We start from the raw sequence: 14,765 nt of genomic DNA, 5'->3' as shown, positions 1-14,765 counted from the left end.
AACTCCACTGGAAACCTATATTTACTAGTGGTCCTTTGATTCTAACATTCGCAAAAGTGCCGGCTGAGACGGGATGCGAATGTTAGAATCGGACCACTAGACGGAAATAGCGACACCCTTGCTGACGTATCTCGCCCGCGGGCCAGCCTCCGGCGTGATGTTATTGCTGCACTGGCGAATGATATTTGCTGAGTGCGGCTTCGATCAATTTGTTGTCGTAGGTCAGGCTGAAATCGATCTTGGCCTGCTTGAGGGCCGGATCGAGCACTGCAATCGAATCCAGCACGTTCTTGGCAGCTTCCGGCGTCACCAGGCCGTCCCACTGGAAGGCGGACAGGTTGTTCTCTAGCGACATCCGATAGAGCCGCTCGTCACTCTTGTAGTAGGTGGGCGGCAGCGATTTCATGATGTCGTCGATAGAAGCGGTTTTCAACCATTGCATGGCGTGAACGACCGCGTTGGTAATCGCCTGTACCGTGTTGGGGTTGGCTTTGAGAAAATCGTTCTTCACCATCAGACAGTCGGCGAGGTAGCCGCCGCCGAAGGCTTGCTGCGTCCCTTCGGCCGTCCGGCTGTCGGTGAGGATCACCGCATCTCCGCCATCGACGAGCGCGTTGATCGCCGGATCGAGATTCACAAGGGCGTCCAGCTCGCCGCCCGTCTTCATTGCCGCCATTGCACTCGGGCCGGTGCCGATCGAGATGTAGCTTGCGTCCTTCCACGACACGCCCGCGCGCTCCATCAATCCGGCGACGAAGTTCTGCGTTGAAGAGCCGGGCGCCGAGATGCCGATCTTCTTGCCTTTGAGGTCGGCAACGGTCTTGATCTTGTCGGCCTCCGATTTCCGCACCACCAGCACGTTGCCGGGATAACGGCCGTAAGGCACCAGGCAGGTCATGTTCACGCCCTTGGTCTGCATGCGCAGCGTATGTTCGTAGGCGCCTTCCGCGACGTCGGCGCTGCCGCCGACGATGCTTTGCAAGGCCGCCGTTCCCGATGCGAACGCATTGGATTCGACGGTCAAGCCTTCCTGTTCGAAGTATTTGCGGTTGAGCGCCACGAAATAGGCAACCTTGTTCATCTGGCTGATCGAACCGCCGACCGCGATGGTGATGTTTGTTTTCTCGAGCGCGGGACTATCCGCCGCCGTTGCCGGGCCGTTTACCGCCAGCACCGTCAGGCTCACAGCCGAAATCGCCAGAAAATGCTTCATGGTTTCCTCCGTCACCTTTCGGCGCGATTTTTCATTTTCGAAATCAGAGCGGCTCGTTCTTGAGAATGTCCTGCAGCACGTTGCGGGGAACACGGATGTCGAGGCCGGCGCGTTCTTCCTGAATCAGCATGGCGGAGCGCGAGTCACGTTTGCCCCATCCCTTGTTCAGGGCTTCCGTCATTTCGGCGAGCGTCATGTTGGCAAAGCGCATCGGCACGCCGGTTTCGCGGCCGAGTGCGGTCGCGAGCGACACGTCCTTGTGCGCCAGTTCCAGTGCGAAGGCCGGATTGTCGAATTCGTGCGGCAGGAACTGATCGGTCATGCGATCGACCGCGCGCTGCCGCCCGAGCGAGCCTTGTCGGATTGCGCCAAACAGCGCAACCGGATCGACGCCGGCCTTGACGCCTAATGTAAAGGCCTCGGCCAGAACCATCTGGATGCCGTAATTGGCGCAGTTGTGGACGAGTTTGGCGACCGAAGCGTTGCCGCTTTCGCCGAGATAGCGCACCTGGTCGCCGAGCAGATCGAGGATCGGCTTGCAGCTATCGTAAGTCGCCTTCTCGCCGCTGACCCAGATCGCGAGCTTCCGGGAAGCGGCACCCTTGGGGCCGCCGCTGACGGGCGCATCAAGCATGGAAACACCGGCCTTGGCGAGGTCAGCCGAAAGCTGACGCACCAGCGCGGGCGAGTTGGTGGAGAGATCGACGTAAGGCATTCCGGATTTGAAGCCGGCGCGCAGACCGTCGTCTCCGGCCATGATTGCTTCGATCTCGGGAGGGCCGGGGAGTACGGTCAAAACGAGGTCCGAACTCGCCGCCAGATTCTTCGGCGTCTCGGCCCAGATCGCGCCTTTGACAATGGCAGCTTGAGCGGATTCGCGCCGTCGCGCCAGGACATAAAGCGTGTGCCCGGCGTCCAGCAGATGCCCGGCCATCGGACCTCCCATGGCGCCCAGTCCCGCAAAGCCGATCTTCATCACGCACTCCTTGTTAGACGTTTATTTCTTAAACGTTCACTCGCTCGGCGGATCGTCGAGGCGCACGACAATGCCCTCGAGTTCGGGGCGCGGGGCCTTGTAGCGTTTCATCACCAGCGGATCATGGCCGGGAATAATGTGTTGAGGCGAGGGCGCCGCCGCGCGCAGTTTGTCAAAACCCTCGAGCATCTGGCCGATATGAAACGCCGTCACATAGGGTTTGTAGGCGTCCATGTTCTCGTAGAAATGCGTGACGTCGGACGCCAGAACGACCCAGCCGCGCTTGGTGTGAACCCGCACGAACTGGAGTCCTGCCGAATGGCCCGGCGCGGGATGGATCGTGATCCCCGGCGACAGTTCCGCCGATCCTTCATAGAAATTGACGCGGCCGGCGTAATTGGCGCGGACGATGCCGACGACGTCCTCGACCTCGTAGGAATGTTGCAGTTTCTTGTAGCGCATGTAGCGCCCGACGGCGTAGTGCAGCTCGCTTTCCTGCAAGTGGAAGTTTGCGGCGGGAAGCTTGTCGAAACTGCCGACGTGATCATAGTGCAGGTGGGTCAGGATGACGTCCTTGACCTTGCTTGGCTCAAGGCGAATCAGCTTCAGCGACTCAATCGGGCAACGCAAATAGTCGCGCTTCCGCTTTTTCGCGATCTCGGCGGTAAAGCCCGTATCGATGACATAGTTCCGATCCGGTCCGATCGCCGCCCACACGTAATAATCGAGTGGCATCGGTCCGTCGTGCGGGTCGCCGCCGATGAAATTGTCCGATCGCTTCGCAGCGCGGGTGGCGTAGCGGATGGCATAGACTTCGTAGTTGGGAAGGGTGGACATGAGCTACTCTTTGGAGGAACGGGAAAGGTGGCGCCGGAAGGTTTCGGCATATTCCGCAATGCCCGCTTCGAACGGCCATTTCGGCGACCAGTTCAGCAAGCGCTTGGCCGCGTTGATATCGAGCGAAGCTCGCATCTTGACGTTCTGCTCTTCCAGCGGCGTTAAATCATCATTGATTTCGATGTCGGCGCCCGGAATCGTATCGCGAACGATCTTGGCGACTTCAGCCGCGGTTCGCGCGCTGCCGCTTGCAACATTGATGACGCGCTGTTCGCCCGATTTCCACGGCGGTGCTAAAAGAGCGGTGACGACGCCGTCGCTGCAATCCAAGACATGGGTGTAATCGCGCTTCATGCGCCCGCCGGTCGCGAAACGGGTGGGGCGGCCGAGCACCGAATTTTCAACCATCGGCTTGATGTACATCGGGCTTCGCATGCCGAAGCCGTAGATGGCGGTGATGCGCACCGAAAGAAAATCGACATTCTGGAAACTCGCATAAGCGAGCCCAATGGCTTCGCCGGCCATCTTCGAGGTGCCGTAGTGTCCGGCGGGATTAGCTTCACGGATCGAGAAGGCCGGATCGGTTTCGACCAGTGTGGCGCCCGAACCCTTGTGATAGGCGGCGTTGCTCGACACAAAGACGACGCGTCGCATCTCCAGTTGCCTTGCGACTTCGCAGACATTCACCAGGCCCATGATGTTGGTCTGATAGGTCGCAATCGGCTGCTCCAGCGACGGCTCAAGGCCGACCATTCCCGCCGAGTGAATGATGGCCTCGATCTTCTCAGTGCGGCAAACCGCAAAAAGTCGCGCGATGTCGTTGATCTGGCCGGAGCGGAAGCGCGCCGCGATATCGGGCGAAACCGCCAGCGTATCTGCAGACGGCGGCGCGATATCGTAGGCGAAGGCCTCATGTCCCTGCCGCAACAAGCTGGCCATGATGTAGCCGCCGAGAAATCCCGCTCCGCCCGTCACTAATACGTTCATTGGCTGGTCCGTTCGTTCGCGCCGCTGGTCGGAGCCGGGTTCAATGCGCGGCGTTCCGCTCGGCGAGCATCACGCTCATCAAGGCGACCGCGTGCTCGCTTCCGGATTTGGAGTGCACCTCGGCGGCCTCGCGTCCGAACTTGCGGAGAAGCCCCATCGCCTTTGGATCGAAGGCGGCCATCTGGTTGGCGACTTCCAGCGCGCGCTTCAATGTGGAGCCGGCCGGTACGATCTCCGTCAGGATGCCGGCATCGGAAGCTTCTTTTGCCGAGATCTGCCGGCTGGTGACGGCGAGTTCAAAAGCTCGCTTATAGGGCACGAAGCGGAACAAATAGGTGAACACGATCAGCGGCGGCAGGCCGTGAGACATCTCGGGCAGCGAGAACACGGCGTTTTCGGCCGCGACCGCATAGTCGACCTGGGCGGTCATGCCGAAGCCAAATCCGAAGGCCTGACCTTCGACGGCGACGATGACCGGGACGCTCAAGGCGTTGAGCGCCGTATTCACTTTCAGGATCGCACCGAGGTCTTCGGCCACTTCAGAGGCGCGCGTCAGGCCTTTGGCCCCGATCCGGCCCCCGCAAAATGTGTTGTTGCGGCCGGTGATGACGAGCGCCCGCAAATCCTTATCGGAGGCGCATTTGGTGAGAACTTGCGCCAGATCGAGTAAATCCTGGGTGTAGAGGAAATTGCCGGTATCATGGCCTGCCAGGGTGATTACTGAAACGCCCTTTCCCTGGGCACTGATCTCAATCGCCATGACGGCATCCTCCTGCTTTTATTGGTATTGCGTCCCGGGCTCTGGCGGACGCCATGACAAGGGACGAATTGTCTAACAATCTGTCAATCCCTTGTCACGCCACCTACAGGTTGCGGTCTTCACATCTTGCTTCGCTCGAACCCGGTCGGCAGGTGACCCCAGTCCTTCTGCATGACAGGGCATCGTGTCGCGTATCGGTCCGGTCGCTTTACGATCACCGGCCGTCACTATAAAATCTCAAATATAACGAGAATAACGGTGCCCGCGCGATGCGGAGCCAATCAGGGAAGAACAAGGAAAACACCATGGCTGTTTCACAGGCAATTCCGATCACGCGCCATCCTTACGCCGATGGTTCCTACAAGAAGATGCTGATCGACGGCCAGTGGGTCGATGCCGCTTCAGGCAAGAAATTCGAGACGCTCAATCCCGCGACCGGCGAACTGCTGGCGACCGTGGCCGAGGGCGACGCCGAGGACATCAACCGCGCGGTCGCCGCCGCCCGCCGTGCCTTCGAAGGGCCGTGGAGCAAGGTCAAGCCGTTCGAGCGGCAAAACCTGCTGCTGAAACTCGCCGATCTCGTCGAGAAGAATTTCGAAGAGCTGTCGCAGCTCGACACGCTCGACATGGGCGCGCCGATCAGCCGCACCCGCGGCAACAAACTGCGCGTGCTCGGCATGCTCCGTTATTATGCCGGCCAGGCGACGTCGATCCACGGTGAGACCATCGAAAATTCGCTGCCGGGCGAAGTGTTCTCCTACACCTTGAAGGAGCCGGTCGGCGTCGTCGGCGCGATCATTCCCTGGAACGGTCCGCTCGGCGCCAGCGTCTGGAAGATCGGTCCGGCGATTGCGACCGGCTGCACGGTGATCCTGAAGCCGGCCGAAGAAGCGCCGCTGACCTCGCTGCGGCTCGCCGAGCTTTGCATGGAGGCCGGGATTCCCGCCGGTGTCGTCAACGTGGTGCCAGGTTTCGGCGAGACCGCGGGCGCGGCGCTGGCTTCGCATCCCGGCGTCGACAAGGTCGCTTTCACCGGCTCGCATGTCACCGGACAGTCGATCGTGCGGGCATCCGCCGGCAATCTGAAGCGGGTGTCGCTCGAACTCGGCGGCAAATCGCCGGACATCGTGTTTGCCGATGCCGACCTCGATGCGGCGGTGCCGGGGGCGGCAATGGCGGTGTTCGCCAACTCGGGGCAGATTTGCAGCGCGGGAACGCGGCTCTTCGTCGAGAGCAAGATCTATGACGAATTCGTCGGCCGCGTCGCCGAGTTCGGCAAGAAGCTTCATGTAGGCAACGGCCTCGATCCAAACACGCAGATCGGACCGCTAGTGTCGCAGCAGCAGCTCGAACGCGTCTCGGGCTATCTCGACATCGGCCAGAAAGAGGGCGCCAAGGCGCTGGCTGGCGGCTCACGGCTGACCGAGGGTGCACTGTCGAAGGGTTACTTCGTGCCGCCGACGGTGTTCGCCAACGTCCAGGACAATATGCGAATCGCGCAGGAGGAAATCTTCGGGCCTGTCATCTCGGCGATCTCGTTCAAGGACACGGACGATCTGATCAAGCGCGCCAACGCCACGACCTTCGGCCTCGGCTCCGGCGTGTGGACCACCAATGTCAGCAAGGCGCATCAGGTTGCGAAGTCATTGCGCGCGGGCTCGGTCTGGGTGAATTGCTACCAGGCGATGGATCCCGCCGTTCCCTTTGGCGGCTACAAGATGAGCGGCTATGGCCGGGAGTCCGGCAAGCAGCACGTTGAGGAATATCTCAACGTCAAGGCGGTCTGGGTCAAGACCGCCTGAGGCGTTCGCACTCGCTTGAAACAAAAATGGCGGCCGTGTTGGCCGCCATTTTTTATTAAGGTTGGTGTGTCTTTACTTCCGCGTGACTTCCGGAAAAATCCACATCGCGACGACCATGAACGGCGCGAGGAACATGATCGCGATTTTCGGTCCATGCTGGCCGATCGAGTCCTGGTAGAAGTAGGCGGCGAGCGCGACAAGCAGCACGATGATCGACAATGCGGTCTTGATCGGGAAAGGCATCGGCGTAGTCCCTATAAAGTGGATAGTACTTGAAGCGGAGCGGCTAGCAGCGCGAGCGAAGCAAGCTGCAGCGCGATGAGCACGGTCAGTCCGCCGCGGCTGTCGCGCCAGCCGTTCGGAATGATCTCGAAGATCGACGGCGCGAACAGGAAAATCAGGCCGCCGGCCACGACCACGGTGGTCCAGCGCAGCGTCTCGTGCGCGAATAGCGCTACACCCATTAACAGCGCCGCCAGCAGCGCCAGGTTGAGCAGCACCAGCAGGTTACCGATGTGTCCTGCGATCGGAAGCGGGCGCGCCCGCGCCGGAAACATGCCGGTCAGCGTAAAGAAACTCAGACAGCACTCCGCGAAGGTTGCGGCAAACAGCGCCAGAGCAACGCCATTGGGTTCGATCGCCTGCATTCTACTCGGCCGGGACCGTGTGGATCTGCGGCTCGACCCGCGGGGTGCGCGCCGTCTTGCGCATGTCGCGCTTGACGAAACGGGTGTCATAGCCGTTGAAGACATGGCCGAGCAGGCCGCGGTTGAGATCGGAAGTTCCGAACAGCCAATCCATGATCGGAAAGGTCAGGTTCATGTTGCGCTCCATCATGATCGATTGATCATGATGGGCCGCGTGATGACGGCGGATCGTATTCACCATCGGCACATGGCGGACGAACCAGTTTTCGTCGACGTGGCAGCAGAAATGCATGAACTCGTAGATCAGGTACATCGAGGTCGTGGTCGAAATCAAAAGCCAGCCGACATTCGGCGAGATGATGGCACCCGCCGCGATCGCGAGCGGTATCGACATCAGCGTGAAGGTCGCGAGCGCGTAAGGCGGGAAGAAGGTCACGCGCCAGTCGTGGTGATCGGCAAAACGCATTTCGCTGTCGGTGAAGAACTGGTGATGCATCAAGGTGTGCCGGTTATAGATCGCGCGGAAAGCCTTGACCTGGGAGGGGCGGTGCATCACGTAGCGATGGATCCACCATTCGAAAAAGTTGGCGCCGAGAAAAGTCACGGGGACGATCAGAAGCTCCCATGCGCGCAAGTCGCGCAGGTTCGCGAGATAAATGTAGAGCGCTGTGAATCCGATCACGTAGATGATGAAGACATGCAGCCAGCCATTGTACCATCCGGCGACACGCTCGCGGTACGTCTCGCGGTAGCGGCGCTGGCGGTCTGACATGGGGGTCGATGCGAGTTCCATGTGGCGTCCTTTCCATGTCGAAATCGGCGGTGACATCGAGTCTGTGGCGTGATATATCACTCATCTATCAAAGCGGCAAGCTGGCCGGGAGGACTTATGAAACGCTTTAGCGGCGATCGCACGATCGACGGCGTCAAAGCCATTGTCGATGGCCGGCCGCTCGATCAACGGCTGGACGTTCACCGCTACACGGCCAATGGTTTTGAATGGAGCTATGAGGGGGACGAACCGCGGCAGCTTGCGCTGGCGATTTTGGTCGAACATTTGAACGATCCGGTCGCGGCCAGGGCGCTGGTCGAGCCGTTCATGAAGGCCGTTGTCGCCAACTTCGGCAATGAGTGGGAAATGACCTCGGCCGATATCGACGCCGCGCTCGATGTGCTACGGAGCGCGACGCTCCGGGTCGCGTCCTGAAACCCTGAGCGGAAAGTTTTCCAGTGCCTCTCACCTACAAGGCTGCCGTTCTTCACGGGCCGAAATCGCCGCTTGCGATTGAAACGGTGGAAGCCGCGGATCTTGCGCCTGGCGATGTGCTGGTCCGGGTCAAGGCGGCCGGCCTTTGCCACACCGATCTGGAGGTGATCGAAGGCTCGTTGCGCAATCCGATGCCGATCATCCTCGGCCATGAGGCTGCTGGAATCGTCGAGCAGGTCGGGCGAGAAGCTCGTGGTGTCGCGGTTGGCGACCATGTCGTGCTGTCGTGGAATCCGCATTGCGGGCATTGCTTCTATTGCGATCGCGATTTGCCGATGCTCTGTGAAAGCTATCTCGATCAGGCGCCGCTCGCCGTGCAGTTCGACGGTCAAAGCCGGGCGCGCCTGCGCGACGGACGCGAACTGAAACACCTGATGTATCTCGGCGCGCTCGCCGAATATTGCATCGTGCCGGCGCAGCAAGCTATCGTGGTGCCGAAGGAGTTGCCGTTCGATCAGGCGTGCCTGATCGGTTGCGGCGTGATGACCGGCGTCGGCGCCGCGTTGAATATTGCCTCGATCAACTATGGTGACGCCGTGATGGTGATCGGTTGCGGCGCGGTGGGCCTGGCGGCCGTGCAGGGCGCGCGCATGGCCGGTGCGGAGACCGTGATTGCGGTTGATCTCGCCGACGACAAGCTGCGTCTTGCCCGCAAGCTCGGCGCGACCCATGCCATCAATGCCGCAAATGAAGACGTAATCGAAGCCACGCGGCGGCTGACCAGCGGCCGCGGCGCCGATGTGGTGCTGGAAGCAGCCGGCAGCCCACGCGCCTTTCGGCTGACGAGCGAGGCGGTGCGGCCAGGCGGCGAAGTGATCTGGCTCGGCAAGATGGACGTCGCCGAAGATGTCGCGTTCCGCTGGGGATCCCTCATGCAGGAAAAGCGCATCCGGCGGTCGAGTTATGGTGGCGCGCGCCCCTTGCGCGACTTTCCGATGCTGGCACGGGCCGCGCTCGATGGTCGATTGAATCTGGGCGACCTCATCACCGCGCGCATTTCGCTCGAACAGGTCAATGAAGGTTTCGCGGCGCTCAAGCGCGGCGAGGCGATCCGCAGCGTGGTGGTGTTCTAATCACACCTCGATCGTCTTACGCGTAAAGCTCTCGATATAGTCGAGCAGGCGATCGGACGCTTTCGCGGCGGCTTCCCCGTCGCGTTTGGCGATCGCTTCGGCGACTTCGGCATGCAGGCGCGCCGACAATGGCAAGTCGCCGGATTCGCGATAGTGCTGATACCAGAAGCGGCGGGACAGGCCGTGCATCAGGCCCATCGCGCGCGAGGCGAATTCGTTGCGCGCGGTCTGGCTGACGAGCTCATTGAACTGGCGGTCGAGCCGCATGAACGTCATGTCGTCGCTCGCGTCGGAAGCGCGGCGCATCTCGCGGGCGATCGTAGCGAACCAGGCACTCTCCTCCGGCGCGGCGCGCTCGGCTGCGCCTTTCGCCATCAGCCGTTCGAGTTCGCGGCGTACTTCGAGCAGCCGCATCTGGGTCTTCAGGTTGATCTGCGATACCAGAATGCCCCGCCGCGGCAGGATCACGACGAGACCGTCGCGCGCGAGCCGCTGCAAGGCTTCGCGGATCGGGGTTCGTCCGATTCCCAGTCGCGCGGCAAGCGATTGCTCCGACAGAATCGTTTCCGGCGGCAGCGCCAGCGTGACGATCAATTCCTCGACCAGCCGATAGGCACGGTCGGTCAGGGTTTCCTGATCGTCTGCCTCGCGATCGGAATCGGCCATCTGGCTCTCCGCCTTCGAAGGCTTGGATGAGTCCCTGGACGCCGCAGGTTTTGCGCGCGTCCGCCCGGCTAGTCTCTGCACGGCCATTGATCTGAATTCTCCCTCTCCACTCGCGAGGGATGGATATTTCACAGGCGGACACAAGGTCAATCCATGTGGCCGCAATTCGCGTTAACGATCGCTTGTCTCAATGCGAGATGCTCTCGAGGGTGCGGCCTTTGGTTTCTTCGCCGAGCACCAGCACCACGAGGGCGGCGAGCGTGAAAGCACCGGCGCCGAGCGCGAACACGCCGGATTGTCCGGCGGTCGGCAGAATGAAGCCGATCACCGAAGGCCCGATCAGCGAACCGATCCGCCCCACCGCCGACGCAAAGCCGGTGCCGGTGGCCCGCACATGCGTAGGATACAGCTCGGGCGTATAGGCATAGAGCGCCGACCACATGCCAAAGGCGCAGAACTGCATGCAAAGCCCCGCGACGATCAACTGGGTCTGATCGGTGGCGCCACCGTAGAAGTAGCTGGAGATCGCAGCGCCCAAGAGAGTCGCGATCAAGGTCGGCTTGCGGCCGAGAGCCTCGATCATCCAGGCCGCGGTCAAAAAGCCGGGAATGCCGGCCAGCGAAATCAGGATCGTGTAATAGACCGATTTGGTGACCGGGAAACCCTTGGCCTGCAGCAGCGCGCCGAGCCAGGTCGTGAGACCGTAGAACCCAAGCAGCGCGAAGAACCATAGGCACCACAGCATCACGGTCCGGCGGCCATAACCGGCCGAAAAAAGTGTCGACAATCCTTGCGACGTGCGCGGCTCGACCTGTTCCGGCTGCGGGGCCGGCAGCGTCGCGCCGTTCAATCGCTGCGAGACGTTAGCTTCGATCTCCGACATCACGCGCTCGGCGCCGGCGGCATCGCCATGGCTTGCCAGCCATCGCGGCGATTCCGGCACATAACGGCGCACGATCAGAACGAAGATCGCGGGGATGCCTTGCAGGATGAAGACCCAATGCCAATCGGCAAAGGACAGCACCGCAAAACAGAGCAGGCCCGATGCGACGAAACCGAGCGGCCAGAAACCTTCCAATAACGCGATATATCTGCCGCGCTGCCCGGCCGGGATCATCTCCGAGACCATCGATTGCGCGACCGGAAATTCCATGCCCATGCCGAAACCGAGCAGGATGCGGGCGCCGGCCAGCATCTGCACGGTCGGCGACAGGCCGCAGAGGATGCTACCCAGACCCCAGAAGATCATGCTGACCTGAAACACCCGCGTGCGGCCGAAGCGATCGGCGAGCAGGCCCGCCGACGCGGCGCCTAAAAACATCCCGAGAAAGCTCATGCTGGAGAGGAGGCCAGTTTCGGAAGCCGAGAGCCCAAAACTCTGGCGGATCGGACCGAGCACGAAGGTCAGCGCGCCGAGATCCATGCTGTCGAAGAACCAGGCGGTCGCGATAATAGCAAACAGACCGCGCTGATAGGACGTCATCGGCAGCCGTTCGAGCCGCGCCGCGATCGCGGCGGTCTGTGTCGCGGCGGCGGCGCTATCGGCCGCCGAACGTGGAAACTCGATCGAGCTGCCGGTGGTCAAAGTGCTCATGAAACCCTCCCTGAATATCATTTTTGCATATGTCTGACATATTAGTGACATTTCTACAAGGAGGCCCAGCCGGCCGGGCTGCCGCAGCGATGCAGCCTTTGAATCCGATCGAAGTTTCGAGGTTCTCGGCGGCTATGGCGCGCGCCCGGTTGCGACGCGGGAAGCGCTTCACGTGCAGCTGAATTGCCGCTCCATGTGCTCAGCCATGGCGCGGTCAAGATGCGACAGCGCGGCCGCAAACGATGCCATCGCCGGCTGGCCCGCCCGCATGCGGAGCATGACCTCCTTGCGGGCGGATTCGAGATCGATGCCGAGCACGCGGCCGTCTTGCACGACGGTGCGTCCGGCGACGATGAGTTCGCACATGTGACGCGCGGTAGCCCGTGAGAACACAAGATTCACCGGATCGAGATCGTCGCGAAGGGCGTCGTCATCGAGCGCGTCATAGTCCAGCAGCAACAGATCGGCCGGCGCGCCCGCCTGGATGAGGCCGCCCTCGGCCGAATTGGTGACCGACAGGCGCCCGGTTTTCGAAGCAGCGGACAGCATGTCGTTCTCGTTTACTTTCGTCGTGAACCCTGAACCGAGATGCAACAGATGGGTGAGGCGAAGCTCGCGCAACATGTCGTCATCGTCATCGAGCGCGCCGCCATCAATTCCCATCGCCACGCGGCAACCGCAACCGAGCATCTTTGCAACCGGTGCCACCCCCGAACGTAGCTTCAAATTCGAGCTCGAATTGGTGGAGATGGTGACGCCGCGCGCCGCCAGCAGTTCCAGTTCGTCCGGCCGCGCCCATACGCAATGCGCCAAGGTCAGACGAGGCGAGAGCAGCCCGATACGGTCGAGAAATTTGACGGCGTCGCCGCCATAGAGCTGGTCGAGATAGCCGCGCTGATAGCGCGTTTCGAACAGATGCATGTGGATGCGCCGGCCGGACAGGTGTGAAGCTTCGGCAATCGCTTCCAGCAGCGCATCGCTGCACCATTGCACGCCGTTCGGTCCATATTGCACGTTGAAGGTTGGACCGTCGGCGGCCGCGGCGACATCTTCCACGAGCTTGATGTAGTCTTTTGGCGCCAGCGGCGGACGGACAAAGCGGCCGACGATTTCCTCTCGTGCATCTTTTGGAAGCGCATCGAGCAGCGGTTCGGGCGGCCCGTAGCCGATCGGATTGCGGTCCTTCATCGAAACTGCAAATCCGACCCGCACGCCGACATCGCGTGCCGCGCGCGCCACTTCGATAACTTCGGTCGGCAAATCGGTAAAACCCTGCGCGCGCGTGTAGTGCATCATGACGACGCCGGCGCCGCCGAGCGCGCTGTTGCCGAGGCAGACTGCGGCAGCGAGATAGGGATCGACGGCGGGAAACAACGCCAGGTATTGCAGCCAGGCTTCCAGCGGCTTGCCGCTGGCGCCGATCGAACTGGTGCGAACCGCGCGGCCATGATCATGGGCGTTGACGAGGGCCGGCATTGCCAGGATGCGAGGCTTCGGTGCCATAGCCGAGGCGTGGAGTGCGCTGATGCGTTCGCCATCGATCTCGATGGTTTGGTTATTCGCAACGCCGGCGCCAGTGAGCAAATGGGTGCAGTTAATTGCGCGCATCTTCAAGTCCCGTTTGTCAGTGATTGATGGCCGGAACAGGTCGGTCGGCCTTGGGCGGTAGGAAGCTGCGATCGAAAACCTGTGAGGCCTCCGGCTGTCGAGGCAGTTCGAAAGACGCGGAAATGATGTCGATCGAGGATCTCAATCTGACATCGTCGACATCGCCAATTCCCAGCCGTTGCGCCTCGGGCGTGTCGATCAGCGATCCCCAGACATACAATAGACGGCGCAGCTCGATATCCTTCTTGAGCAGCGGCTCTTCCGTCGCCAGAAGATCGATCGCCGCCTGCGGATCATTGATGGTCTCGCGGATGGCGCGGTTGATCGCTCGCAACAGGCCTTTGACCACTTCAGGCTTCTCGTGTGCGAGTTTCGGCGAGACCATGACGCCGTTCGAATAAAGATCGATGCCGTGATCGGCATAGAAGAACCAGCGAAAGTCCTTGTCCGGATCGAGCTTGAGCGACACCAGGTTCATATAGCTGGTGGCGCTGAATACCGCGACCGAGTCCACCTGGCCTTGCAGCAATATCTGTTCCTGAAGGTTCGGCGCGACCTGGGTGATCGTGAGGCTCGCATAGTCGATCTGGTTGTTCTTGGCGAGCACGGGCAACAACCTGAGCGCCGCGGCGCCCGCGGGCGCGCCGATTTTTGTGCCGGGCAAGTCTTTCAGGGACTTCAGAGGTCCGCTCGCCTTGGTGAGCAGCGCGAAAGGCGCCTTGCTGTAGATCATGTAGACCATGATCGGCGCCTCGGCAGGTCGTGTCGCCGCGTTCTGGATGATCGCATTGATGTCGCCGAAACCGGCATCGTAGGCGCCGGACAGGATGCGGGTTACTGTTGCCGCCGCGCCTTCGCCCTGATCGATGCTGACGTCGAGATTTTCCGCCCTGAAGTAGCCCTTCGCCTTGGCCCAGTAGAACCAGGCGTGAAGGCCCTGGATCTTCCAGTCGAGCGTGAACCTGATTTTGGTTGCGGGCGCCTCGGCCTGCGCGGGCGCCGTAGCCAAAATCAATGCCATCACTGCTGCGGCTAGCCACTTGTTCATCTTGCGCTCTGTCTTCTCGGGTTCGGGCTAGCAGATGAAGTAACCCGCCGCTGCTGACGCGAGTGATTAAATTAGTTGCAGGGCATGCCCGTTTTATAGCACGCGCTTATCCAATTTTTTGTGCGTCCCAAGACAAGCCAGACCGGGAACTCCGCCACTACGCTTCGCTCTCGAAATTGGATCATGGCGTGGCCATGACAGTGTCGAAGGAGAAGAAGATGCGAAAGCGATTGTTCATGGAAGAACTCAAGCGGCGCCTGCATGTCGCGGGCTCGCGCAGCGTCGTA

The 14,765-nt window shown here is 61.2% G+C and carries 15 protein-coding genes; 3 read left to right on the top strand and 12 right to left on the bottom strand.

The annotated features are described in order from the left end of the window. Nucleotides 1-160 precede the first annotated feature (160 nt). The 5 genes from ABSE61_RS03275 to ABSE61_RS03255 are packed head-to-tail and all read right to left on the bottom strand — an operon-like array spanning nucleotide 161 to nucleotide 4,773. Nucleotides 161-1,213 carry an ABC transporter substrate-binding protein gene (locus tag ABSE61_RS03275; RefSeq protein WP_423869628.1) on the bottom strand — a complete coding sequence of 351 codons (1,053 nt, stop codon included), beginning with the start codon at nucleotides 1,211-1,213 and terminating at the stop codon, nucleotides 161-163. 43 nt (nucleotides 1,214-1,256) lie between these two features. After that, complete coding sequence (locus ABSE61_RS03270) at nucleotides 1,257-2,189, bottom strand: NAD(P)-dependent oxidoreductase (RefSeq protein ID WP_423869627.1); 933 nt, start codon at nucleotides 2,187-2,189, stop codon at nucleotides 1,257-1,259. Nucleotides 2,190-2,225: 36 nt separating this feature from the next. Continuing rightward, complete coding sequence (locus ABSE61_RS03265; RefSeq protein WP_423869626.1) at nucleotides 2,226-3,026, bottom strand: N-acyl homoserine lactonase family protein; 801 nt, start codon at nucleotides 3,024-3,026, stop codon at nucleotides 2,226-2,228. A 3-nt stretch (nucleotides 3,027-3,029) separates the two neighbouring features. After that, nucleotides 3,030-4,013: an NAD-dependent epimerase/dehydratase family protein gene (locus ABSE61_RS03260; RefSeq protein ID WP_423869625.1), complete on the bottom strand. Its 984-nt coding sequence runs from the start codon at nucleotides 4,011-4,013 to the stop codon at nucleotides 3,030-3,032. Between the two features lie 40 nt (nucleotides 4,014-4,053). After that, on the bottom strand, nucleotides 4,054-4,773 hold the full coding sequence (locus ABSE61_RS03255; RefSeq protein ID WP_423869624.1) for an enoyl-CoA hydratase/isomerase family protein: 720 nt from the start codon (nucleotides 4,771-4,773) through the stop codon (nucleotides 4,054-4,056). 305 nt (nucleotides 4,774-5,078) lie between these two features. Here ABSE61_RS03255 and ABSE61_RS03250 point away from each other — a divergent pair, with 305 nt between their 5' ends. Then, the gene (locus tag ABSE61_RS03250; RefSeq protein ID WP_423869623.1) at nucleotides 5,079-6,575 is read left to right on the top strand and encodes an aldehyde dehydrogenase family protein; all 1,497 of its coding nucleotides are present in this window, start codon (nucleotides 5,079-5,081) and stop codon (nucleotides 6,573-6,575) included. Nucleotides 6,576-6,647: 72 nt separating this feature from the next. Here the strand turns inward: ABSE61_RS03250 and ABSE61_RS03245 are convergent, their stop codons facing one another. Genes ABSE61_RS03245 through ABSE61_RS03235 form a run of 3 tightly spaced genes read right to left on the bottom strand, consistent with a single transcriptional unit; the run spans nucleotide 6,648 to nucleotide 8,015 of the window. After that, nucleotides 6,648-6,818: a hypothetical protein gene (locus ABSE61_RS03245; RefSeq protein ID WP_423869622.1), complete on the bottom strand. Its 171-nt coding sequence runs from the start codon at nucleotides 6,816-6,818 to the stop codon at nucleotides 6,648-6,650. A gap of 11 nt (nucleotides 6,819-6,829) precedes the next feature. Continuing rightward, the gene (locus tag ABSE61_RS03240) at nucleotides 6,830-7,222 is read right to left on the bottom strand and encodes a hypothetical protein (RefSeq protein WP_423869621.1); all 393 of its coding nucleotides are present in this window, start codon (nucleotides 7,220-7,222) and stop codon (nucleotides 6,830-6,832) included. A 1-nt stretch (nucleotide 7,223) separates the two neighbouring features. Beyond that, nucleotides 7,224-8,015 (bottom strand): sterol desaturase family protein, encoded by a 792-nt coding sequence (locus ABSE61_RS03235; RefSeq protein WP_423869620.1) that lies wholly within the window; start codon nucleotides 8,013-8,015, stop codon nucleotides 7,224-7,226. 96 nt (nucleotides 8,016-8,111) lie between these two features. Between ABSE61_RS03235 and ABSE61_RS03230 the strand changes: the two genes are divergently transcribed. After that, complete coding sequence (locus tag ABSE61_RS03230; protein ID WP_423869619.1) at nucleotides 8,112-8,429, top strand: DUF6166 domain-containing protein; 318 nt, start codon at nucleotides 8,112-8,114, stop codon at nucleotides 8,427-8,429. A gap of 23 nt (nucleotides 8,430-8,452) precedes the next feature. Then, nucleotides 8,453-9,562 carry a Zn-dependent alcohol dehydrogenase gene (locus tag ABSE61_RS03225; protein WP_423869618.1) on the top strand — a complete coding sequence of 370 codons (1,110 nt, stop codon included), beginning with the start codon at nucleotides 8,453-8,455 and terminating at the stop codon, nucleotides 9,560-9,562. Here the strand turns inward: ABSE61_RS03225 and ABSE61_RS03220 are convergent, their stop codons facing one another. The 4 genes from ABSE61_RS03220 to ABSE61_RS03205 all read right to left on the bottom strand — a co-directional run bounded on the left by ABSE61_RS03220 (nucleotide 9,563) and on the right by ABSE61_RS03205 (nucleotide 14,478). Then, nucleotides 9,563-10,228: a GntR family transcriptional regulator gene (locus ABSE61_RS03220; protein WP_423869617.1), complete on the bottom strand. Its 666-nt coding sequence runs from the start codon at nucleotides 10,226-10,228 to the stop codon at nucleotides 9,563-9,565. A gap of 187 nt (nucleotides 10,229-10,415) precedes the next feature. Beyond that, nucleotides 10,416-11,822 (bottom strand): MFS transporter, encoded by a 1,407-nt coding sequence (locus ABSE61_RS03215; protein WP_423869616.1) that lies wholly within the window; start codon nucleotides 11,820-11,822, stop codon nucleotides 10,416-10,418. Nucleotides 11,823-11,990: 168 nt separating this feature from the next. Continuing rightward, nucleotides 11,991-13,430, bottom strand: coding sequence for an amidohydrolase family protein (locus ABSE61_RS03210; RefSeq protein ID WP_423869615.1), 1,440 nt, complete (start codon nucleotides 13,428-13,430; stop codon nucleotides 11,991-11,993). 16 nt (nucleotides 13,431-13,446) lie between these two features. Continuing rightward, complete coding sequence (locus tag ABSE61_RS03205) at nucleotides 13,447-14,478, bottom strand: ABC transporter substrate-binding protein (RefSeq protein ID WP_423869614.1); 1,032 nt, start codon at nucleotides 14,476-14,478, stop codon at nucleotides 13,447-13,449. Nucleotides 14,479-14,765: the final 287 nt, after the last annotated feature.

The sequence above is a fragment of the Bradyrhizobium sp. genome (assembly GCF_049519115.1).
In the GTDB taxonomy this organism is placed as follows: Bacteria; Pseudomonadota; Alphaproteobacteria; order Rhizobiales; family Xanthobacteraceae; genus Bradyrhizobium.
Note: the sequence above shows the minus strand (reverse complement) of the source record. Positions and strands in the feature narration are given on the sequence as shown.

Coding starts and splice junctions, on each gene's coding strand:
- ABSE61_RS03275 (WP_423869628.1), bottom strand. CDS start 1,213: ATGAAGCATTTTCTGGCGATTTCGGCTGTGAGCCTGACGGTGCTGGCG.
- ABSE61_RS03270 (WP_423869627.1), bottom strand. CDS start 2,189: ATGAAGATCGGCTTTGCGGGACTGGGCGCCATGGGAGGTCCGATGGCC.
- ABSE61_RS03265 (WP_423869626.1), bottom strand. CDS start 3,026: ATGTCCACCCTTCCCAACTACGAAGTCTATGCCATCCGCTACGCCACC.
- ABSE61_RS03260 (WP_423869625.1), bottom strand. CDS start 4,013: ATGAACGTATTAGTGACGGGCGGAGCGGGATTTCTCGGCGGCTACATC.
- ABSE61_RS03255 (WP_423869624.1), bottom strand. CDS start 4,773: ATGGCGATTGAGATCAGTGCCCAGGGAAAGGGCGTTTCAGTAATCACC.
- ABSE61_RS03250 (WP_423869623.1), top strand. CDS start 5,079: ATGGCTGTTTCACAGGCAATTCCGATCACGCGCCATCCTTACGCCGAT.
- ABSE61_RS03245 (WP_423869622.1), bottom strand. CDS start 6,818: ATGCCTTTCCCGATCAAGACCGCATTGTCGATCATCGTGCTGCTTGTC.
- ABSE61_RS03240 (WP_423869621.1), bottom strand. CDS start 7,222: ATGCAGGCGATCGAACCCAATGGCGTTGCTCTGGCGCTGTTTGCCGCA.
- ABSE61_RS03235 (WP_423869620.1), bottom strand. CDS start 8,015: ATGGAACTCGCATCGACCCCCATGTCAGACCGCCAGCGCCGCTACCGC.
- ABSE61_RS03230 (WP_423869619.1), top strand. CDS start 8,112: ATGAAACGCTTTAGCGGCGATCGCACGATCGACGGCGTCAAAGCCATT.
- ABSE61_RS03220 (WP_423869617.1), bottom strand. CDS start 10,228: ATGGCCGATTCCGATCGCGAGGCAGACGATCAGGAAACCCTGACCGAC.
- ABSE61_RS03215 (WP_423869616.1), bottom strand. CDS start 11,822: ATGAGCACTTTGACCACCGGCAGCTCGATCGAGTTTCCACGTTCGGCG.
- ABSE61_RS03210 (WP_423869615.1), bottom strand. CDS start 13,430: ATGCGCGCAATTAACTGCACCCATTTGCTCACTGGCGCCGGCGTTGCG.
- ABSE61_RS03205 (WP_423869614.1), bottom strand. CDS start 14,478: ATGAACAAGTGGCTAGCCGCAGCAGTGATGGCATTGATTTTGGCTACG.